This window comes from Cyclobacterium xiamenense (assembly GCF_042140265.1).
GTDB lineage: Bacteria > Bacteroidota > Bacteroidia > Cytophagales > Cyclobacteriaceae > Cyclobacterium > Cyclobacterium xiamenense_A.
Genome location: NZ_CP159481.1, coordinates 2,409,685 through 2,430,881, shown reverse-complemented (window position 1 = coordinate 2,430,881; position 21,197 = coordinate 2,409,685). Strand labels below are relative to the sequence as shown.

The window sequence follows — 21,197 nt, the reverse complement described above, 5'->3', positions numbered from 1 at the left end:
TGAAACCAGCTACCGACGAAGAAGAACTATCGCCGTTTCGATCAGGTTATCTTCTCCCCTACGTACCGCAGCGGGATTTAAATCCAATCGCAGATCGGGAACCACACCATCTTCCAGTTGGCGACCGTCTGGGTCAACGGTCTGCGTGGCAGAAAAGCGGTAGGTCCACCCATTCGGCAATTCGCCAAAAACCGGGGTGCCTCCCCCTCCGCCCGTTTGGTCTCCCAATAAAGTGACATTGGGCAAGGCCTTCATCATCTGGGCAAAAAACGTGGTCGCGCTGTACGAGCGACGATTGGTCAGTACCATTACGTTGCCGGTAAATGTACCTTCCTCCCAGGGACTAACCGTCATGGACTCCCAGGGACCAAAGTCATCCGGAGCGGGGCCCGATTTGATCCGCTGTCTCGCGTATTCGGTTTCTGCCCCCGCAAAAGCGGACGCCAGTATCTCAGCATTGGATAGATTGCCTCCACCATTGTTTCGTACATCGATGATTACCCCCCTGCTTCGTCTTGCCCGTTCGACCACTACCTGTAAGTTGGCTTCCGAAATCCGCTGCCCGAAGGAGCGGTAATTGACGTACAACACTTCATCCAACACCTGATGTTGCAAGGGACCACTTATCCAATAATCACCACCGAGGTATTCCTGCTCAATCAGGTTTTCGTCGTAGTTCACCGGAAAATTTCGATACCATTCCCAGTTCCGGCTGCGGTTAAAACCCGTACTTAGGTTTACATGTCCGTCCCGAAGTTCAAAGAGCATCTCCGCCAAAACATCGTATAGCTCAAGTTGACCCATCTGCTCGTTTACCCTCGGGCGGTAGTCTGCCCGAACCTGCGCCCAATCTATATCCTTGTGGGTGAAAAACGAATACCTACGGTTTACGTCTTCCCATAGGACATCGAATACCGCTACAGGGTCCGACTCAGGATCGGGAGGCACCAGCCATTGCTCGCAGGAAAACAAAAAAAACAAAAGGATCCAACTATATGTTGCCGGTCTTACCATATGCGAAAATTTATCAATAAACTAACGGCATGTCCAACACGATGAACCGATTGGCCTCCATTCAAGATGGAAAAATCCGGTTGGTAACGTAAGGCCAGGTCGTTACCGCTAGGTAATGTCCAAACCAGTGTAGACTCCAGTCCAAGGTGCCAATCCTTTCCCAGGTAAAAAGGATCCATCGCCTGGAGTAAGTTTTCCAAGGGTTCCCCATCCTCGGAGAATCCTGCCGGGTCGGCTCCGATAAATCCGGATTTAATCTGGAAGCCTACTACCTGCCAATGGGCCAGGGTTTGCCAGGAAAACTGCTGCCCTTTCCACTGAAACGGATACCTGTACCGAAGCGCAGGGCCAACAGAAGTAAAATAATCGTAACGAAAACTGTAATTTGTAAATCCATTGTGCCGACGGAGATTCACCTGGTTTTGATTGGACCAGCCCAAATGCAGACCGCGGTTGGCATCCTTTTCCCGGTGATAAAAGGTACTGTTCCAAAACCCGGCAGACAGGGCGTTCAGTGTATTGCCAATACGGTTGCTTAGCGGCCCAATGCCAAATTCAAACCGTAAGATTTCCGATTTGTGTGGCCGTTGTAGTTCTAAAGCTACCGTGCTGAAGCTACGCGGACCATTGTACGCCAGGGAAGAAAACCCTTCGTCACGACTGGTAAATGTCTGAAAGCCAGTGGACAACCATAGATTTCCAGCGGACTGGGAAAAAGCATGATCGTGGGCCAGGCAGGCTATTAAAAAAAAGAAAACAAACCGACAAATGATCCCCTGCATCAGGTTCCGTATTTAGTGTATGGGTAACGATGCAGCAAAGTACTAAAATCTGAAAAAAATCTAACCATCTGATTCATTTTCCGGGTATTTTTGTTTTTATTTAATAGCCAATATTGGCTTATTTTTAACTGTGAAGATCGATGAAACCAGGAGTGTACCTTTTCCTTCTACTTTTTTTTCTGGCTGGGATTTGCCGGGCACAGGAGAGTTTTCTGGGCATACAGAATAGCCAGCGCAAAGGCATGGTCAATGCCCTGATGAATCCGGCCGAACTGAACCACCTGAACAAAAAAGTGGAGGTTTCATTTTTTGCGCTAGGGGAAACCCTGGATAACAATGTCTTGTCATTTCAAGACATGCTTTCCGATTTCAACCAATTTGAGAGCATCTTTGAACGTATTTCAGAGCCTGTAAACGTGCGTACAGACCTTACTCTAATGGGTCCCTCCGTCGGCATACGGTTGAACAAATGGTCAATCGGATTTACTTCTCAGGTTCGGGCAAAAGTAGATGTAATCGATTTTAATCCAAAACTGGGTGACGCCATCATCAACGAAACCAAGGCAGGCGGGGCCAGTCAAACCCAATTGGACCTTCCTTACAATCAACGTATCAATGCCGTGGGCTGGCTTGAACTGGGGCTAATGGCGGGAACAAGTATCTGGGAAACCAAAAACCAGTCCCTATCGCTGGGCGGGCATTTCAAAGTGCTCTTTCCCGGAACCTATGCCAACCTGGGAGTGGACCAGATCCAGGCTACCCTACTTACTGATCAGGATCGGATACGGCTTTCCAACGCGCGGGGTATATTGAACCTTTCCTACGACGAACGCTGGGATATCAATCGTACCGGTGGACTGGGCTTTGACACAGATCTTTGGACGGGTTTTTCTCCCCGTGGTTTCGCCGTGGATCTGGGAGCCAATTACCTTCTAAAACGGAACGGAAGACGTTTCCTGAACCTGGGGATGTCCCTGAAAAACCTGGGGGCAATGACCACAGCCAGCAGCCAGGTTACCCGAAACTACCAAATCAATATCGCCCCAACCGAATCCTTCCGCATAGACAACCTGGAAGGCAGCATCGAAGAAATCGAGCAGCAGTTGGTAGCTAGCGGATTCTTTACCGCTTCCCGCGAGGAAACAGCGACGCGTATCCACCTACCCCAACAAATCGCTGCTTATGTAGAATTCAGTCCCGTACGAAACTTTCAGGTGTCGGTATACGGGCAAAAAAGAATCGAGGACGAAAGCCGCAACCGGCAATTGAGTTCTCCCGACCTGCTGGTCGTCACGCCCCGATTTATTGCTGGGAAACTTGAGATTTACTCCCCCTGGATGCAGCATCAGGTATCGGGACTGGCGGGTGGTTTCGGGATACAATTCGGTGGCTTTTTTGTGGGTAGCCAGTCCGTTATTACCGGGCTTTTGGCGGATAGTAGCCGACTGGATGTACACGCGGGATTATCCTGGGGCTTTTGATTTCTGCTTGCGGCATCGGTCGGAACAATACCTGACTTGTTCCCAGTTTTTCTCCCATTTCTTTCGCCAAAAAAATGGCCTTCCACAAACCGCACAGGTTTTTTGCGGTAAATCTCTTTTCTTGATCATCGCGGCAATGCTTTCGCTTAAATAATACCAATTCTGGAAAAATTGTTTAACTGGACGATGCAATTGAGTTCGTAGTGAGGGGTGCAACCACAAGAAAATCAGGCTGCTTGGAGACTGAGTCCTGGCACCGGCATGGTGAAGTCGAAAATAGGAAATAGGAAGCTGATTTTGAAATAGTTACATCGTGCAAAGGAAGGTCTATCGCACATTTCGGCGTTGACAAAACCAGGAAAAGAATTCCGGCCAGCCCCGTAGATTGAAAAATCAATGGTACCTTAGTCCAGGTAGGGCTAAATTCCCGAAAAAATAGGGCCGTTCACGATTGAAATTACTATATTGGATCGTCAAAAAAATCTGATTAACCCGACATCTATTCATGTTATCCAACGAACAGAAGCAACAAATCAACGCCTTGGGAATGCCCCTGCAAACCGTAGAGGAGCAATTGCAAAACTTTGTGCAGGGCTTTCCATTTTTAGAAATCCAGCGTGCTGCCACCATTGGTGACGGCATACAGGTGTTGACGGAAGAGCAGTTAACAACCGCTGTAAAGGAATACGAAGCTGCAGCGCCAACCCAAGTGTTGGTAAAGTTTGTCCCCGCAAGCGGCGCTGCCAGCCGCATGTTTAAAAATTTATTCGGCTTTCTCGAAAAGGGAAGCCATTCACTGGAAGACGATGCCTTTGTGCGCCAGTTTTTCGAGTCCATCGACTCCTTTGCTTTTTACGAAGACCTGAACCGGGAACTTCAAAAAAGTGGTAGCGATTTACCCAAGGCTATAAAAGAAAAGAACTACGCACGTATCCTTACCGCCCTATTGGAAGATGAGGGACTTGGATACGGAAATCTTCCCAAGGGGCTATTAAAGTTCCATGCGTACGGCAGTGAAAACCGCACGCCGGTGGAAGAACATTTTGTAGAAGGAGCACAGTATGGCGTAGGTAAGGACCGCACGGTCCGACTCCATTTTACGGTGTCTCCGGAGCATCAGAAAAAATTTGAAGAAAAAATAGCACAGGTGCGGCCCGTTATGGAAAAAAAGTTCGGCGTCACGTTTGCTGTCGATTTTTCCCAGCAAAAAAAGACCACGGACACGATTGCGGTTGACCTGTCCAACCAACCTTTTGTCGAAGATAATGGTGACTTGCTTTTTCGCCCGGCGGGGCACGGGGCCTTGTTAGCCAACCTAAACGAAATCGATGCAGATGTGGTGTTTATAAAAAACATCGACAATGTGGTTCCGGATCGTCTGAAAGACACTACCACCACCTACAAAAAAGCCATCGGTGGCTTGCTTCTTCGGGCACAATCCCAGGCATTTCAGGCGCTGAAGGCCCTCGACAACGGTGTGACAGAAGCCACTGTGGAGCATGCAAAACAGGTGTTTACCCAAACTCTTGGGGGAAAGCTCCCGGATGCGTTTGAATCGCAGGGCTTGGAAGAGCAGGCCAGGTACCTGCACAACAAACTAAACCGTCCGATCCGGGTTTGTGGGATGGTAGAAAATACCGGAGAACCCGGAGGGGGCCCTTTTTGGGTGAAAGAACCGGATGGTTCACTTTCCTTGCAGATCGCGGAAACGGCCCAATTAAACCTCGATGATGCAGGTCAAAAAGGAATTTTTAAAGCATCCACCCATTTCAACCCGACCGATTTGGTTTGTGGCATAAAAGACTATACCGGTAAACCCTTTGACTTGATGGCCTTCCGGGATCCCAAGACCGGATTTATTACCCAGAAATCCAAAAGCGGAAGGGATTTAAAAGCCCAGGAACTTCCCGGATTGTGGAACGGATCCATGGCCGATTGGAATTCCCTATTCGTCGAGGTACCACTAATTACCTTCAATCCCGTAAAAACCGTCAACGATCTCCTGCGGGAGGTCCATCAATAAACCGACAGGCTTTTCAACGACTTCCTCATGATCCCAAACACGTTTACTTTCCCTCGTCCATTCTATTTCTACCCACCTGCCCTCTTCTTGCTGTTCCTACTGGTTCAATTGCCTGCATGGGCGCAGTTGGACGTAGGCGCCGCCGCTCCAAAAGGTGCAGAGCAACTGTTTAACGGAAAGAAGAAATCCCTGCATAAAAACTGGACCTATTGGGAAGGCCCCCGGCTTTCGGCCAAACTGCCCATCAAATGGGAAATTGTGCCGGACCCGGTGGACAAAGGGACTGCAGTTAGCTCCAACGACCCCGAGGGAGCCGGGGGAAAATACGGCGCGGCGGACATTGTGACGAAACAAAAATTTACTGATTTTCGCTTGCATGTGGAATTTTTAATCAAGGAACCCGGTGGTAACAGCGGCGTATACCTGCAAAATAGGTACGAGATACAGATTCTTGATGGAGACAGTACGGATCATGGCATGGCCGCGGTAATCAACGAAAAAGCCGCTCCCTACAGCATTTACCGAGGGGTGGGCAAATGGAACGCCTACGATATCCAATTCCGAAGTGCCCGGTTCGATGAGAATGGTAAATTGTCGGAAAAAGCCCTGACCACGATTTATTTTAATGGAGAGAAGGTTCACGAAAATGTGGCCATCCAACAGGTATGGGGTGGCCCAAACTCTGGTCTGGATGGCGGCAGGGATGGCGGAAAAGGCATTACGAACCGTCCCGGTGGGATCAAACTTCAGGCCGAGGGACACGAGGTACTGTTCCGCAACATTTGGATCCAACGGCTCAACCTGGAAGAACCAAATACCGACTTCTAATACCCAAACGTTCCGTTAAATTGGTCCTTGCCTCCGGTATTCGTTTGTAGTATGGCAGTGTTTTTGTGTCCTTACCGATAAAAACGGTATGAACTTTAAACGTATTTTTGCACCTTTCCTCAGCTTGATCGGCTTGGGTGCCCTGGTCTATGGAGCCTATGCATTTTTGGGCCCGAAGGAAGCCGACTGGAAAACGCTACTGGTGGTGTTTGTATTGGGCTTTGTGTTTTTCAGCTCGGGCCTGGGACTTTTAAAATCGATCAAAGACCGGAGTTAAAAAATTCTACGGAGCCGCGCACAACGCCTTTCGTGTAAAGGAAATACGCCCCGGTTGTATCTTTGGGGAATAAAGTGTATGTTAAGGGGTAGTTTACTACCTATATCCCCTATCGATTGATGAAAACCCAATACCCTACTGCTGGACTCCTCCTACTGCTACTCGTCTGTTGCCAGCAGCCCCGGCAGATCACCCATTCGGGCGACCTGCCGGAAGCCAGACCTTCTACTTACGTGGAGGAAGACCCGGACCCCATGTATGCTGCCCATGTGCGAACCAGTCCCTTTCAAACACCGGAGCAGGAAAAGGCCGATTTTATCCTTCCGCCAGGATTTGAAGTAACCCTTTTTGCATCCGAACCCGATATTACCAAACCGATCAACATGGCCTTTGATGAAAAAGGAAGGTTGTGGGTCAGCCAGTCCTCCGAATATCCCATCAAGGCCGGCGAGGGACAGGGAAGAGACCGAATAAGTATCCTGGAAGACACCAACAAGGACGGGAAGGCAGATAAAATCACGCATTTTGCCGAAGACCTGAACATCCCCATCGGCATACAGCCGGTGAAGGGAGGGGCTATTGGTTTTAGCATTCCCCACCTGTACCGCTTCTTCGATACCGACGGAGACGATAGGGCCGACCGGCGTGAAATCCTATTGGGCCCCTTTGAGACCCGTGATACACATGGAATGGTCAATAACCTGTTTCGTGGATTTGACGGATGGATCCATGCTTCCCACGGCTTTAGTAATATTTCCACAGTCGCCGGAAAAGACGGGGATTCCATCCGAATGGTTTCGGGAAACACCTTCCGCTTTACCGCAGATGGAAGCCGGGCAGAAAAAACCAGCGACGGGAGAATCAATCCCTTTGGTTCAGACCTGGACGAACTGGGCTATCATTATTCAGCCGATTGCCATACCTTGCCCATTTACCAATTGATCCGGGAGGGGAATTACACGCAATGGGGAAAAAAGGAACCCAATAGGGGCTTCGCCCCAACCATGATGGACTATGGGCTGAATTCCACGGCCCTGTCCGGCCTGGTGTATTACACGGATACCCAGTTTCCGGAGGCGTATCGAAACAGCTTTTATTCCGGAGACGTGGTCACCTGCCGCATCAGCAGGAGCACCATGAGCTTTAATGGCTCCACTCCCCGAGCCACCCGGCAGGCGGATTTTATGGTGAGTAAAGATCCCTGGTTCCGTCCTGTAGACATCAAGGTCGGCCCGGACGGTGCCCTGTATGTCGCGGATTTTTACAACCCCATTATTGGACATTACGAAGTGCCCCTGGATCACCCGGAACGGGACCGAAACAGCGGGCGCATTTGGAAAATCACCTACCGCGGGCAAGAAAAAACCGTTACTGACTGGTCAAGGGCCAGTATGGCACGGCTCATTGAAGCCATAGGAGATCCCGTGCTCCAAACCCGGCTGGTTGCTACGGACGAGCTGGTGGATCGGTACGGAAGCGAAGCGACCGCCGCCCTTCAAAAGATAGTCAACCACCGGCGTAGCCCTTCGCGTCAGCTGGTACATGCCCTATGGGCACTATCGCGTATGGACGCGCTGCCGCAAGAAACATTGGAAAAAACCCGCCTCCATCCCGATCCCCTGGTTCGGGTCCACGTGCATCGCATCCTTGGTGAAAAAACCGAATTTGGAGACACCTTTTTCGAATGGACCAAAGAAGCCCTGACAGACAATAGTCCCCACGTGCGACGCGTTTCCGCCGAAAATCTTATCCGGCATCCGGACAGAAAGATGGTCCGGCCGCTGATGCAGGCATTTTTGGCAACCCCGAAGAGCGACAGCCACCTGAAATATGCCTTGCAGCATGCCTTTTATCACCACGCAAACCATCCTGAGATCGCCAATACCGTTGCCAGTGAATCCTGGAACGAAGAGGAAGCAGCCGAAGTGGCCCTGGTTTTTTCGGACATCACCTCCCGCGTTTCAGCAGCCTTTCTGGTAGCCCACTTGCAAACCAACCCCGTTACGGAAGATCGCTTTTTACCTTATTTGACGGCTGCGGCACGAGCATTACCTGCTTCCAAAATACGTGGACTGATCCAGCTGGCCCAGCAAAAACAGCCAGGATTAGCCCCGTATCGGAAAGCCATCGCTATCAACACCGGGCTTACCCAGCAGGATGTGGAGTGGCCCGAAGAACTGATCGCCTGGAATCAATCTTTGTGTGAACAACTGCTGGAAAAACAGGCTGGACCATCCAATTCCGTCAGCCGCGAAGCAATCGACGAACTGCTTTATGCAACCCAAGTAGCCGGTAGTCTGAAGCTGCAAACACAAGTTCCCCAGCTTCGGCAATTAGTAAACCGGCTGTACCTTCAGGAAGAGATACGCGTAGCGGCTGCCAACGCCTTGATGGAAATTGACCCGCACACGCAATTGGCATTCCTGGAGCATTGGATGACTGATCCGGAAAGCGCTCTTGGATTTCGCCGTAGCATGGCCGAATCCATCTCCGTTGTCAAATCCCCCCAGGCTTTGGAGGCGCTGTCGGAAGGAATGCGCCATGCACCGTTTGAACTACAGGAAACCATCGCCGCATTGCTGGCCACAGCGCAAGAAGGCAAAGACCGACTGGTCAGACTCATTCGGGAGGGCATGGCCCCTGCAAGAATCTTACAGAACCGAAAAGTGGAAGAAAATTTCCTTTCCGGTGCCAGTAGCGTGCAGCGGGAGGCCTTCCTTTCGCTTACTGAAAACCTTCTACCCATCAGTCGGGAACGGGAACAGTTGATTGCCGAGCGTGTGGAGAATTTTGAACAGTCCGCAGCACAGGTGCTAACCGGTAGATCCCTTTACGAACAGCATTGCAGCATGTGCCACCGCATTGAAGAAGGAGGAGGCATGATTGGGCCCCAGCTGGATGGGATTGGAAATTGGGGACTGAATGCCCTGGCGACGAAGGTATTGGATCCGAATCGAAACATATCCGAAAACTTCCGCACCTATACCCTAACACTGAAAAATGGGCAAACCCGCTCCGGTCTTTACCGAAGGGAAGAAGGACAGCTGCTGGTAATGGCGGACCAGAGTGGAAAGGAGTTTTCCGTTCCCAAAAACGATATTGCCGAACAAACCGCCTCTACCATTACGCTGATGCCGGATTACTTCAGCACCGCACTGAATCAGGAACAGTTCAATGATCTGATGAATTACCTACTTAGCCTTCGATAAGATGTTACGCCAAATCGCCCTTGATGTCACCTTTCCGGTCGCTTTCATCGCCCTGATGGGGATCCTTTGCTTCGATCCTTGCTTTGCACAGGAAAACGGGAAAGAAACCCCTGCATTTTCCATTACTTTTACCAAACACCGGCTTAGCAGGACCTTCCTGGCGGAAGGGGCTGCCATCGGCGATGTGAACCGGGATGGCTTGATGGACGTAATGGCCGGGGCCTATTGGTTTGAAGCACCTGACTGGACCGCCCACGAATTGGAAACGCCACAGGAATTTTTCTACGACAAAGGATACAGCAATGCGTTTATCAGCTATGGCATGGATGTCAATCGGGACGGCTGGGTAGATTTTGTGCGCATAGGCTTTCCCGGGAAGGAGGTTCAGTGGTTTGAAAACCCAAAAAACCAGGCCGGACACTGGAAGACACATCTCATTTCCGGATCGCTGGGCAACGAGTCGGCAGGCTTTTTTGACATGGATAAGGACGGCATCAAGGATATTGTCGGCAGCATTCCCGAGACGGGTGAAATGGTCTGGTTCAAAGCCCCCGGGGATCCGGATGATCTGGCGTGGGAAAAATACCCGATCAGTGAAAAGGAGAGTCCGGGCACGGCCCGGTTTGCCCACGGTATGGGCATGGGAGATATCAACGGGGATGGAAGAATGGACCTGATCATCACCGAGGGCTGGTGGGAAGGCCCGGAAGACCCTCGCCAGGGGCCCTGGAAATTTCATCCCGCCGACCTGGGTGAACCGGCAGCACAGATGTACGTGTACGATTTTAATGCCGACGGTTTAGCGGATGTGGTTTCTTCCTCTGCCCATCAATTGGGAGTCTGGTGGCACGAGCAAAAAAAAACCGGGCAATGGGAAACCCACCTTATTGATGACTCCTTTACGCAAACGCACGGACTGGAACTGGTGGACATCAATGGGGACGGACACCCGGATCTGGTTACCGGCAAACGCTATTTCGCCCATATGGGCAATGATCCCGGCGAATACGACACGCCCTATTTGTCCTGGTACGAATTTGTTCCCGGAACTGCACCCCAATGGACCCAGCATGTAATCGATACCGATTCCGGTGTGGGAGTCCATGTGGTTACGGAGGATTTTACCGGCAACGGGCTGGTGGATATCGTAGTCGCCAACAAGAAGGGGGTTTTTGTATTTGAGCAAGTGAGAGAGTAAGGGCAAGAGTAAAACCCGATAAACTCCGGGGATGATTGAAGGCATTGAACTGGGAACAAAAAATCGACTACCGTACCCGGCTTTATTATCACACATAGGGATCACTTCAGCTTGGCCTCCTAATCCGCTTTGCTTTTTGGGAAAGGCATTAATCTACCTCAAAATAAGACACACCCTATCTACACCAAATACCATAATCACCGATATGGTAAATGCTGTCCAACTCAGTACGACCATCCATAGCCAATCCACACGGAAAATAGTCCGTGGTGCTGATGGCTGAGATCCTAGTGCTGTCCGCGAGCAGATGAATAGTGTCACCTACGACAGCAAGGACGTTACCAAGGTGCTTTGTCAATTCGTACTTCTTACCTCCCAGTGTTTGGTAGGCAGTCTGATAAGCGTGGTTAATAAGATCAAATCGGGAACTGCCATAGATAGGAGATACAGAACCAAAGTCCAGCTTATCAAAAGACCGAAAAGTAAACAATCCTATGTGAATTTTCAGGCAGCCCTTCCTTGCGCAGACAATGGAGTTCACTGCCGGTGAAGAGGTTGAAAGGCTCAATGACGACCATCAACAGCTGGTGTTAGGAAGAAGTGATGCCGCTGTGGAAGCGCACAAAAAAACCTCAAGACAAAACCAAGCTAACATCAATACCTGATGCCATAGGTTGACTTCCAAATCCATTGTTTGCCTAACATTATTTTACTACTTAGGATGACCTAATTTTTTTGTTGTTAAAATTTAGGAGTGAATTCACTATAGATTTTTAACACATTCCAACTCATAAATTTTCTTTTAGGGGATTAACTAATATATTTAGATATGAATCCATTGTTGATTTTTTTACAATGTATAAGAAAGGCCTAAGCGAAAGGGACATTTGCACTAAATTCATCACTCCGGCACTGAAAAAAGCAGGTTGGGATATCCAAAAGCAAATTCGTGAAGAAGTGTTTTTTACCGACGGACGAATCATCGTTCAAGGTGCGCTTCAAACTCGTGGAATAAGAAAAAGGGCTGACTACATTCTCTATTACAAAAACAATATCCCTCTTGCCATTATAGAGGCCAAGGACAATAAGAAAGGAGTAGGTTCCGGGATGCAGCAAGCACTGGAATATTCCGAAATACTTCAATTGCCCTTTGTCTTTACTTCAAACGGTGATGCTTTTGTTTTTCATGACAAAACCAACACCGAGATAAGAGAAAAGGAAATCCCTTTAGATGAATTCCCCTCTCCCAATACCCTTTGGGAAAAATACCTGAAATTCAAAAATATTGAAAAGCCAAAGGAGCGTGAAATCGTTGAGCAAGATTATTATGCCGACGATTCCGGCAAGAATTTAAGGTACTATCAGGCCAATGCGGTCAACAGAACGATTGAATCCATTGCTAAAGGACAAAATAGAATTCTGCTGGTCATGGCTACCGGAACAGGAAAAACCTACACCGCTTTCAACTTGATCTGGAGACTTTGGAAAACAGGGATCAAAAAACGAATTCTTTTTCTGGCAGATCGAAATGCCTTACTCACCCAGACCAAAAACGGGGACTTCTCCCCTTTTGGAAATGATATCATGCATATCATCAAAAACCGCAAAATTGACAAATCGTATCAAATATACTTTGCGCTGTATCAAGGATTGACCAGCAATGAAGAAGAGAAAAACGCCTACAAAGAATTCAGTAGGGACTTTTTTGACCTGATTATAGTGGATGAGTGCCACCGGGGTTCGGCCTCTGAGGCCTCCGCATGGCGAGAAATCCTGGACTACTTCCAGGGAGCCACGCAGATTGGGATGACTGCCACTCCCAAGGAAACCAAAGACATCTCCAATATGGACTATTACGGAGAACCTGTCTACACCTATTCGCTCAAGCAAGGGATTATGGATGGTTTTCTGGCTCCTTATAAGGTCGTAAGAATCACCACCAATCTGGATGAAGGTTGGAGACCATCTTCGGGAATGTTGGACAAATTTGGCCATGAAATCAAAGACCGGATTTACAACCTGAAAGATTACGACCGTAAAATGGTCATTGATCAGCGGACACAACTCATCGCAAATAAGGTGACGGAATTCTTAAAAGCAACCGATAGGTTTGCCAAAACTATTGTCTTTTGCATTGATATAGAACATGCCCAACGCATGCGACAGGCTTTGATCAATGCCAATGCTGATTTAGTAACAAAGTACCCTTACTATGTGGTCAAAATCACGGGAGATGATGAGGTAGGGAAAGGCGAGTTGGATAACTTTTTGGATGTGGAAGAACGCTTCCCCGTCATCGCTACCACATCCAAAATGCTAACTACGGGTATGGATACCAAAATGGTCAAACTGATCGTACTTGAAGCGAATATTGCTTCGATGACGGAATTCAAGCAGATCGTAGGTAGAGGTACAAGAATCCGGGAAGCCGAGGGAAAGCTGTTTTTCACCATTATGGATTTCCGAAAAGCCACCAACCTTTTTGCCGATCCCGATTTCGATGGGGAACCCGTTCAGATCTACGAACCTGGAATAGAAGATTCTCCGGTACCGCCCGTGTATCCGGAAAACGAAGAAGAAGAAAATGCTGATTCAATTGAAGATACTGATCCTCCCGGATTAGAGACTCCCCCTCCTGGTATCGGGATACCTGACCCTGACCCGGAGGCAGAACCTAAAAAGTACTATGTCAACGACGTAGAAGTAGCTGTCATCAATCAGCGAATCCAATATTTTGGAGCAGATGGTCGATTGATCACCGAATCGTTAAAAGATTATACCCGAAAAAACATAGATCAACATTTCGGGTCTTTGGATGCCTTTATTCAGCGCTGGACAGCCGCAGAGAAGAAGGAAATTCTATTGGCAGAATTGGCTGAGCAGGGCATTTTACTGGAGGCACTTCGGGAAGAAATTGGGAAAGAAATGGACGATTTTGACCTGATCTGTCATATTGCCTTTGACCAGCCCGCACTTACCCGAAAAGAACGCGCCGAGCAGGTACGCAAAAGCAACTACTTTGTCAAATACAGTGAAAAAGCCCAGGCCGTGCTGAATGCGCTCCTGGACAAATACGAACAAGAGGGAATCACGACCATCGAACAGGGAGCTATTCTTAAAATACAACCCATCAACCAATTGGGATCTCCGGTGGAATTGGTCAGGGCATTTGGCAAGGGAAAAGATTTTGAGCAAGCAATTAAAGAATTGGAAAATGAAATTTATCAGATAGCTTAAAAGATTCATTTAATAATTTGGTCGGCTTATGAGCACCTACTCACAAATTTATATACAGGTGATATTCGCTGTTAAAGGGCGAACTAGTTTGATTGGCGCGTCATGGGAGGAGGAATTTTTTAAATACATCACAGGAATCATCACCAATAAGGATCAGAAACTGCTTGCAATAAACGGCATGCCGGACCATATTCATATCCTAATCGGAATGAAGCCCGCATGCTGCCTGTCCGATCTTGTAAGGGAGGTTAAAAAGGCATCCAATGCTTTTGTCAAAGAAAAGAAATTTGTCAAGTATAAATTTGATTGGCAAGAGGGTTATGGGGCGTTTTCTTATTCCCATTCCGCTTTAGATAATGTGATTGCCTACATCCAAAATCAAAAAGAGCATCATAAGAAAAAATCATTCAAACAAGAATACATTGGGTTTTTGAAAAAGTTTCAAGTGGAATACGAAGAAAAATATTTATTTGAATGGATAGATGATATAGAAAATTAAGTCATTCCAATCCATTTAATAATTAAACGGATTGGTAATAAATCAGACCTCGAAGAGGTAATATGTGTATAGAAATGGCGTTTACGCCCGAACAAATGCGACCCCGACGGGGTCGTCTCGTTCATTAATATCTTGTTGCTATAAACATGCGATCCCCTTGGGATCGGAATGAGACAGAAAATGAAGAACAAGACCTCAGAGAGGTCAAATGTTTATAGGATTCGTGTAATGTACGAATCAATCCGACCCCGTAGGGGTCGTACCGTTCGATGATGCAATGCGTCTATAAACATGTGATCCCGCTGGGATCGATTGGGCATTTTTGGAATTGATTACCATAACCAATGCAAAACTGGCCTCAAAGAGGTCACATGTTTATAGAAATAACGTTTGCCTCCGAATAAATGCGACCCCGTAGGGGTCGTACCGTTCGATGCTGTAATTTATCTATAAACATACGATCCCGCTGGGATCGATAGTGACGTAAACGAATCAGTTGACCTCAAAGAGGTAACATGTTTATAGCAAGGTGGTCTTGTGCGAATTAATCCGACCCTGACAGGGTCGTACCTTTCGATGGCGTAACGTATCTATAAACTATGATCTCGCTGGGATCGATTGGGCATCTTTGGAATTGATTACCATAACCAATGGAAAACTGGCCTCAAAGAGGTCACATGTTTATAGAAATAACGTTTGCCTCCGAATAAATGCGACCCCGTAGGGGTCGTACCGTTCGATGCTGTAATTTATCTATAAACATACGATCCCGCTGGGATCGATAGTGACGTAAACGAATCAGTTGACCTCAAAGAGGTCACATGTTTATAGCAAGGTGGTCTTGTGCGAATTAATCCGACCCTGACAGGGTCGTACCTTTCGATGGCGTAACGTATCTATAAACTATGATCTCGCTGGGATCGATTGGGCATCTTTGGAATTGATTACCATAACCAATGGAAAACTGACCTCAAAGAGGTCACATGTTTATAGAAATAACGTTTGCCTCCGAATAAATGCGACCCCGTAGGGGTCGTACCGTTCGATGCTGTAATTTATCTATAAACATACGATCCCGCTGGGATCGATAGTGACGTAAACGAATCAGTTGACCTCGAAGAGGTCACATGTTTATAGCAAGGTGGTCTTGTGCGAATTAATCCGACCCTGACAGGGTCGTACCTTTCGATGGCGTAACGTATCTATAAACATGTGATCCCGCTGGGATCGATTGGGCATTTTTGGAATTGATTTACCATAACCAATGCAAAACTGGCCTCAAAGAGGTCACATGTTTATAGAAATAACGTTCGCCTCCGAATAAATGCGACCCCGTAGGGGTCGTACCGTCCGATGCTGTAATTTATCTATAAACATACGATCCCGCTGGGATCGATAGTGACGTAAACGAATCAGTTGACCTCGAAGAGGTCACATGTTTATAGCAAGGTGGTCTTGTGCGAATTAATCCGACCCCGTCGGGGTCGTACCGTTCGGTGATGTAATACGTCTATAAACATGTGATCCCGTTTGAATCAAACATTAACAAAAAAGAATACAAAAAAATAAATGACTACAATCACCACCAATATCAAAGGCATCCGCGACATCATGCGGAAAGACACAGGAGTAGACGGGGATGCACAGCGCATCTCGCAGATGGTCTGGATGCTCTTTATGAAGATTTTTGCAGATAAAGAAGAAGAATGGGAAATCACCATAGAAAATTACCAAAGCCCCATCCCGGACCCATTCAAATGGCAAAACTGGGCAGCCAATGAAGAAGGACTGACCGGCGATGCCCTGATGGACTTTGTCAACAATGCGCTGTTTCCAGCTCTCAAAGAACTGGATTTCACCGTCAGTCCCCAGGCAAAAATTATCCGGTCCGTTTTTGAAGATACCTACAATTACATGAAAAACGGAACGCTCTTCCGTCAGGTGATCAATCAGATCAACAAAATCGACTTCAACAGTTCCAAAGACCGGCACCTGTTCAACGACCTCTACGAAACGATATTGAAGGAATTGCAGTCGGCGGGTTCATCGGGCGAATACTATACGCCTAGGGCCGTGACGCAATTTATGGTGGATATCATCAATCCCCAACTCAAGGAAACCGTTCTAGACCCTGCTTGCGGGACGGGTGGCTTCCTGACCTGCACCATAGACCATAAGAAAAAACTGGTCCAAAACGAGCAGGACGAACGTGACCTGCAGGCAACCATTCGAGGAATAGAGAAAAAGCCCCTGCCCCATTTGCTTTGTACCACCAACCTGATGCTACATGGCTTTGATGTGCCGGCGGTGCGGAGAGATAATCTCCTCAGCAAGCCTTATGCGGATTGGGGAGCAAGTGATAAGGTCGATATTATCCTGACTAATCCTCCCTTTGGCGGTGTGGAAGAAGATGGTACCGAAACCAATTTCCCACAGAAGTTCCGAACCAAGGAAACTGCCGATCTATTCCTGGCCTTGATCATTCGCTTGCTGAAAAATGGGGGTAGATGTGCCGTAGTCTTACCGGATGGAACGCTCTTTGGCGAAGGCGTGAAAACACGCATCAAGGAAGAACTGATGGCACGCTGCAACCTGCACACCATCGTTCGCCTTCCCAATGGCGTGTTCAATCCCTATACCGGCATCAAAACCAATTTGCTTTTCTTCGAAAAAGGAAGCCCTACCAAAGACATTTGGTACTTTGAGCATCCTTATCCGGATGGCGTCAAGAGCTATAATAAGGGCAAACCGATTCATATCACCGAATTTGACTTGGAAAAAGCCTGGTGGAATGACCGGGAAAATGAAGCCTATAGCAAATATGCCTGGAAAGTCTCCGCGGAGGAGATCAAAAACCGGGGATACAACCTGGACATCAAAAACCCCCATCAGGCCGCGGATGAGCTGGAAAGTCCGGAAGTCCTGCTGAAGCAATATCAAGCCACCGAAAAAAAGATCTCCGAGATTCAGGAGGAGATTATTAAGGTATTAACAGAAGCGCTCAGGTAGATGAACCAATTACTCGAACATTTTAAAGAACTGACCCTCTATCCCAAAAATGCGGAAGAATTGAAAGGGTTGATTTTGCAACTCGCTATAGAAGGGAACCTGACAAAAAAATGGAGGGAGGAAAACCCTGATGTGGATTCTGCTGAGATTTTGTTGGACCAACTAGAGCTTGAAAAAAAGGAGTTAATTAAAAGAAAACAGATTAAAAAAGAAAAACCTTTAGAGCCCATAAATGAAAATGAAAAAATCCCTTCACCGCCTACTTCATGGGAATTAATTAGACTTGGAGAAATTGGAGATTGGGGCGCAGGTGCAACACCGTCCAGATCACGCTCTGATTTTTATGGGGGAAATATTAATTGGTATAAATCTGGGGAATTAAATAATGGAATCATTGATTATAACTCCAAAGAAACCATAAACGAATTAGCACTTAAAAATTCTTCCCTGAGACTAAATAAAATTGGTGATGTACTAATTGCCATGTATGGAGCGACTATTGGGAAAACAGCCATCTTAGCAGTTGAGGGGGCAACAAATCAAGCTGTTTGTGCCTGCACCCCATTTTCATGCATTTCTAATGTTTATTTACATTTATTGCTAAAAGCACTAAAGGGAAATTTTATTGACCAAGGAGAAGGCGGTGCTCAACCAAATATTTCAAGAGTAAAAATCAGAAACCAAGTATTTGCACTCCCTCCTCTTGAAGAACAAAAAGCCATAGTAGCAATCGTCAATCAACTCATTGCCGAGGTAGAGCAATTGGAAGCCTTGACCAAGAAGCGGATAAAATTAAAGACTGACTTTGTGACTTCAGCCTTGAATCAGTTGAGCCAAGCGGCGGACCAGGATGTGGCAAGCCGTTGGGCATTTATACAAGAACAGTTTGGCACCTTCTTTACCGAAAAATCAACCATCAAAAAACTTCGGGAAAGCATTTTGCAATTGGCGGTGCAGGGGAAGCTGACGCATCATTGGAGAACTGATGGGAGACTGAGCGGAGTCGAAGTCGAACCCGCTTCCGATCTCCTGGAAAAAATAAAAGTAAAAAAAGCATCACTAATCAAAGCTGGAAAGATCAAAAAGGAAAAGCCTCTTCCTGAGGTTTCGGAAGAGGAGATTCCATATGAATTGCCGGAGGGGTGGGTTTGGTGTAGGTTTGGGGAATTAATTATTGATATTGAAGCTGGAAAGAGCCCAAAATGTCTTCCAGAAACTGCGAATTTCGATGAATGGGGAGTAATAAAAATGAGTGCTATCTCATGGGGCGCTTTTAACGGAAAAGAAAACAAAGCACTTCCGAAGGATGAAACACCTTTTGAAGACAAGGAGGTAAAACCAGGCGATTTCATTTTAACCAGAGCCAATACGAGTGATTTAATTGCGAAAAGTGTCATTGTGCCAGATAGCGTTAGAGCAAAATTGTTGTTAAATGATAAAACTTTAAGGATTAGATTTTCAAATTTAATTTCTCCCGAATTTTTAAACCTTTATAACAATGGTGGACAAGCCCGGGAACACTATAAAAAAGTCTCATCAGGCACGAGTGATTCAATGCAAAATATTTCAAGGGAAAACATAAAACTATTGATTTTGCCGCTTCCACGTTTAGAAGAGCAAAAAGCCATTGTTGAAAAAGTCAATGCCTTAATGACCCTGTGCGATAAACTAGAACAAGAAATAGATATCCATCAAAACACCCAAAAACAATGGATGCAGGGTTGCTTGAGGGAGGTGGTGAAAGCGAAGGCTCCTGATGAACTTCCCTGAAATATGGCCGCAGAGCCTATCCCAAGGTACGGAAATAAATAAGGACTTTGGAACGATTTTGTAAACTTATAGGTTGACAATATGAAAGTTGTTTGTATATTTGAGCATTCAAAAAATTGCCTTTATGCAGTAAAGTATGAAGGGAGTGAGCAGGATGCGCTGGATATACTGCAGGAAAAATGGGCAGATCCGGAAGATTTGCGTCTGTTTTTCAAACAATACAAAAGAGACTATGAATCGTATTATGGTAAAGCTACACTTAGCCAAATCGTCGAGAAAGCAATCGAAGATGCAGATGCTTTATTTGAAACCCTATTCAAATTGGCCGAAGATGTATCAGGAAAGCATCTAAGCGAATTTTTTAAACCATTACACAAAAAGGAAGCTGGATCAGCTTATGAACTACAACAACTTAAAGCTTACGGTACTCACAGCAACTCGTTCCTGAGGATTTACGCCATCCGGTATGCTAACTCGTTTGTCATCACAGGTGGTGCGATCAAGTTGACCGATCAGATGAAGGATCGGAAGCACACAAAGAAGGAACTATATAAGCTTAATATGGTGAGGGAGTACCTGCAGGAGAAAGGTGAAGAAGGGGAGTTCGTTTACTTAGATATTTAAAACCATGAGCAAGACAGAAGAAAAGATAAAAATTCTGGCGGCAGAGAATGCTGCTTCCGGTTGGAAGGAAAAAGTTGCTTTTAGATTAGCAAATAAAGCATGGCTCAAAAAGTCAACCCGGATTTCCTTGCGGATTTTGGATGCCCTTGACGATAAAAGCTGGAATCAAACTGACCTTGCCAATGCTTTGGGTGTCAGTCGGCAACAGGTGAGCAAATTGGTAAAGGGGGCGAATGATTTCAAGCTTTCAACAATTGCAAAGCTGGAAGAAGTCCTAGAGATACGGTTACAGGTTATTTTGGCAGAAAACGAACAAGTAGTAACTGAAGAAATGATCTGTGACCGAGTGAACCAAGAAATCATGGATTACCATCGTAAATGGGCCCTAACTCAGCAATATTTTAGTTTAAAACAACAAAAAACCAATCCTCAATTAGTAATGGCCGTAGAGCCCTCAAGTGAGGATGATTATGCCAAAGCAGGATGAAAGCAAAATTTTCTCCGTTACAGTTATTGGATTTCAAACTACTTCAATCTCACTATGGATATGAAGTAACTGAACAGGACAACCTGGATTTGCAGGAACTATTTTCCACCTATTCGGTAGAAATAAATTTTGAAATGGCCAAAAGTGAGGAAAGTGAGGAGATACAGCTTCTTACCACCATTGAAGTTAACCAAGACAAAGAAAATCCAAAACCTGGGTACCAAATTATGGTAGAAGGAGGAGCAACATTTAAACTCAAAGACGCTGAAAATATCGAGGAGAGGTTAAGAAATAACTTATCTCAGTTTTCTACCCTGAATATGATAATCAATAACCTTCGAAATATCATTTTTCAAATTACCAATCTGGGTCCGATGGGCGGATATTTACTTCCTCCAATCGACATCACTAAGCTTTTACAGGATAAAGCAGATTTGCAGGATAAAAAGCAATAGTTTATTCTATTTGAATTTGGAATATATTGGTGAAAATTCTGAGTGTTGTAAGATAGATTAATTATTATATTGGATATTCTGAAACTCCCCATCAGGCATCTCGTCATGGATTTGCCCATTTAGTTCCCTGCCAGGTTTTTTCTTATTTTTACCACCCCACAGTTTGAAGAAGAAAGCCACTTTTTCTGTTTGGCATTGCTCTTGAATATCCCAAACCCATTTTTGATCCATCGGTCTGGCCTTGTGACCGATTCCTCCTCCTAGAATGACCCAGTCGATGCCGCTTAACCGGAGGATTTTGATT

At 46.5% G+C, this 21,197-nt stretch carries 17 protein-coding genes; 13 read left to right on the top strand and 4 right to left on the bottom strand.

Going from position 1 to position 21,197, the window contains the following annotated elements:
- Positions 1–9: 9 nt before the first annotated feature.
- The gene (locus ABWH99_RS10295) at positions 10–981 is read right to left on the bottom strand and encodes a S41 family peptidase (RefSeq protein WP_375586190.1); all 972 of its coding nucleotides are present in this window, start codon (positions 979–981) and stop codon (positions 10–12) included.
- A gap of 26 nt (positions 982–1,007) precedes the next feature.
- A complete protein-coding gene (locus ABWH99_RS10290; protein WP_375586189.1) occupies positions 1,008–1,796 on the bottom strand; it encodes a hypothetical protein in 789 nt (262 codons plus the stop codon).
- A 140-nt stretch (positions 1,797–1,936) separates the two neighbouring features.
- Here ABWH99_RS10290 and ABWH99_RS10285 point away from each other — a divergent pair, with 140 nt between their 5' ends.
- Positions 1,937–3,277, top strand: a complete 1,341-nt coding sequence (locus ABWH99_RS10285) for a DUF5723 family protein (protein ID WP_375586188.1) — start codon at positions 1,937–1,939, stop codon at positions 3,275–3,277.
- Here ABWH99_RS10285 and ABWH99_RS10280 read toward each other — a convergent pair.
- On the bottom strand, positions 3,260–3,406 hold the full coding sequence (locus ABWH99_RS10280; RefSeq protein WP_375586187.1) for a DUF2256 domain-containing protein: 147 nt from the start codon (positions 3,404–3,406) through the stop codon (positions 3,260–3,262). The genes ABWH99_RS10285 and ABWH99_RS10280 overlap by 18 nt on opposite strands.
- 376 nt (positions 3,407–3,782) lie before the next feature.
- Between ABWH99_RS10280 and ABWH99_RS10275 the strand changes: the two genes are divergently transcribed.
- The 12 genes from ABWH99_RS10275 to ABWH99_RS10220 all read left to right on the top strand — a co-directional run bounded on the left by ABWH99_RS10275 (position 3,783) and on the right by ABWH99_RS10220 (position 20,893).
- Positions 3,783–5,300 (top strand): DUF4301 family protein, encoded by a 1,518-nt coding sequence (locus tag ABWH99_RS10275; protein ID WP_375586186.1) that lies wholly within the window; start codon positions 3,783–3,785, stop codon positions 5,298–5,300.
- 27 nt (positions 5,301–5,327) lie between these two features.
- Entirely contained in the window at positions 5,328–6,128 is an 801-nt protein-coding gene (locus ABWH99_RS10270; protein ID WP_375586185.1) for a DUF1080 domain-containing protein, read from the top strand.
- Positions 6,129–6,216: 88 nt separating this feature from the next.
- A complete protein-coding gene (locus ABWH99_RS10265) occupies positions 6,217–6,405 on the top strand; it encodes a hypothetical protein (RefSeq protein WP_375586184.1) in 189 nt (62 codons plus the stop codon).
- 119 nt (positions 6,406–6,524) lie between these two features.
- Positions 6,525–9,614, top strand: a complete 3,090-nt coding sequence (locus tag ABWH99_RS10260) for a PVC-type heme-binding CxxCH protein (protein WP_375586183.1) — start codon at positions 6,525–6,527, stop codon at positions 9,612–9,614.
- 1 nt (position 9,615) lies between these two features.
- Entirely contained in the window at positions 9,616–10,812 is a 1,197-nt protein-coding gene (locus ABWH99_RS10255; RefSeq protein ID WP_375586182.1) for an FG-GAP repeat domain-containing protein, read from the top strand.
- Between the two features lie 855 nt (positions 10,813–11,667).
- Positions 11,668–14,049, top strand: coding sequence for an EcoAI/FtnUII family type I restriction enzme subunit R (gene hsdR, locus ABWH99_RS10250; protein ID WP_375586181.1), 2,382 nt, complete (start codon positions 11,668–11,670; stop codon positions 14,047–14,049).
- A 28-nt stretch (positions 14,050–14,077) separates the two neighbouring features.
- Entirely contained in the window at positions 14,078–14,548 is a 471-nt protein-coding gene (tnpA, locus tag ABWH99_RS10245; RefSeq protein WP_375586180.1) for an IS200/IS605 family transposase, read from the top strand.
- Positions 14,549–16,117: 1,569 nt separating this feature from the next.
- Complete coding sequence (locus ABWH99_RS10240) at positions 16,118–17,557, top strand: N-6 DNA methylase (RefSeq protein ID WP_375586179.1); 1,440 nt, start codon at positions 16,118–16,120, stop codon at positions 17,555–17,557.
- Complete coding sequence (locus ABWH99_RS10235; protein WP_375586178.1) at positions 17,558–19,327, top strand: restriction endonuclease subunit S; 1,770 nt, start codon at positions 17,558–17,560, stop codon at positions 19,325–19,327. It abuts the gene before it with no gap.
- A gap of 81 nt (positions 19,328–19,408) precedes the next feature.
- Positions 19,409–19,951: a hypothetical protein gene (locus ABWH99_RS10230; RefSeq protein ID WP_375586177.1), complete on the top strand. Its 543-nt coding sequence runs from the start codon at positions 19,409–19,411 to the stop codon at positions 19,949–19,951.
- A 4-nt stretch (positions 19,952–19,955) separates the two neighbouring features.
- On the top strand, positions 19,956–20,438 hold the full coding sequence (locus tag ABWH99_RS10225) for a helix-turn-helix transcriptional regulator (protein WP_375586176.1): 483 nt from the start codon (positions 19,956–19,958) through the stop codon (positions 20,436–20,438).
- Entirely contained in the window at positions 20,435–20,893 is a 459-nt protein-coding gene (locus tag ABWH99_RS10220; RefSeq protein WP_375586175.1) for a preprotein translocase subunit SecB, read from the top strand. The genes ABWH99_RS10225 and ABWH99_RS10220 overlap by 4 nt, the downstream gene beginning before the upstream one ends.
- 57 nt (positions 20,894–20,950) lie before the next feature.
- Here the strand turns inward: ABWH99_RS10220 and ABWH99_RS10215 are convergent, their stop codons facing one another.
- Positions 20,951–21,190 (bottom strand): DUF5131 family protein, encoded by a 240-nt coding sequence (locus ABWH99_RS10215; protein WP_375586566.1) that lies wholly within the window; start codon positions 21,188–21,190, stop codon positions 20,951–20,953.
- Positions 21,191–21,197 lie beyond the last annotated feature (7 nt).

What these genes read in the sequence shown, in the direction of transcription:
- ABWH99_RS10290 (WP_375586189.1), bottom strand. Translation starts at nt 1,796, where the DNA reads ATGCAGGGGATCATTTGTCGGTTTGTTTTCTTTTTTTTAATAGCCTGC.
- ABWH99_RS10285 (WP_375586188.1), top strand. Translation starts at nt 1,937, where the DNA reads ATGAAACCAGGAGTGTACCTTTTCCTTCTACTTTTTTTTCTGGCTGGG.
- ABWH99_RS10280 (WP_375586187.1), bottom strand. Translation starts at nt 3,406, where the DNA reads ATGATCAAGAAAAGAGATTTACCGCAAAAAACCTGTGCGGTTTGTGGA.
- ABWH99_RS10275 (WP_375586186.1), top strand. Translation starts at nt 3,783, where the DNA reads ATGTTATCCAACGAACAGAAGCAACAAATCAACGCCTTGGGAATGCCC.
- ABWH99_RS10270 (WP_375586185.1), top strand. Translation starts at nt 5,328, where the DNA reads ATGATCCCAAACACGTTTACTTTCCCTCGTCCATTCTATTTCTACCCA.
- ABWH99_RS10265 (WP_375586184.1), top strand. Translation starts at nt 6,217, where the DNA reads ATGAACTTTAAACGTATTTTTGCACCTTTCCTCAGCTTGATCGGCTTG.
- ABWH99_RS10260 (WP_375586183.1), top strand. Translation starts at nt 6,525, where the DNA reads ATGAAAACCCAATACCCTACTGCTGGACTCCTCCTACTGCTACTCGTC.
- ABWH99_RS10255 (WP_375586182.1), top strand. Translation starts at nt 9,616, where the DNA reads ATGTTACGCCAAATCGCCCTTGATGTCACCTTTCCGGTCGCTTTCATC.
- hsdR (WP_375586181.1), top strand. Translation starts at nt 11,668, where the DNA reads ATGTATAAGAAAGGCCTAAGCGAAAGGGACATTTGCACTAAATTCATC.
- tnpA (WP_375586180.1), top strand. Translation starts at nt 14,078, where the DNA reads ATGAGCACCTACTCACAAATTTATATACAGGTGATATTCGCTGTTAAA.
- ABWH99_RS10240 (WP_375586179.1), top strand. Translation starts at nt 16,118, where the DNA reads ATGACTACAATCACCACCAATATCAAAGGCATCCGCGACATCATGCGG.
- ABWH99_RS10235 (WP_375586178.1), top strand. Translation starts at nt 17,558, where the DNA reads ATGAACCAATTACTCGAACATTTTAAAGAACTGACCCTCTATCCCAAA.
- ABWH99_RS10230 (WP_375586177.1), top strand. Translation starts at nt 19,409, where the DNA reads ATGAAAGTTGTTTGTATATTTGAGCATTCAAAAAATTGCCTTTATGCA.
- ABWH99_RS10225 (WP_375586176.1), top strand. Translation starts at nt 19,956, where the DNA reads ATGAGCAAGACAGAAGAAAAGATAAAAATTCTGGCGGCAGAGAATGCT.
- ABWH99_RS10220 (WP_375586175.1), top strand. Translation starts at nt 20,435, where the DNA reads ATGAAAGCAAAATTTTCTCCGTTACAGTTATTGGATTTCAAACTACTT.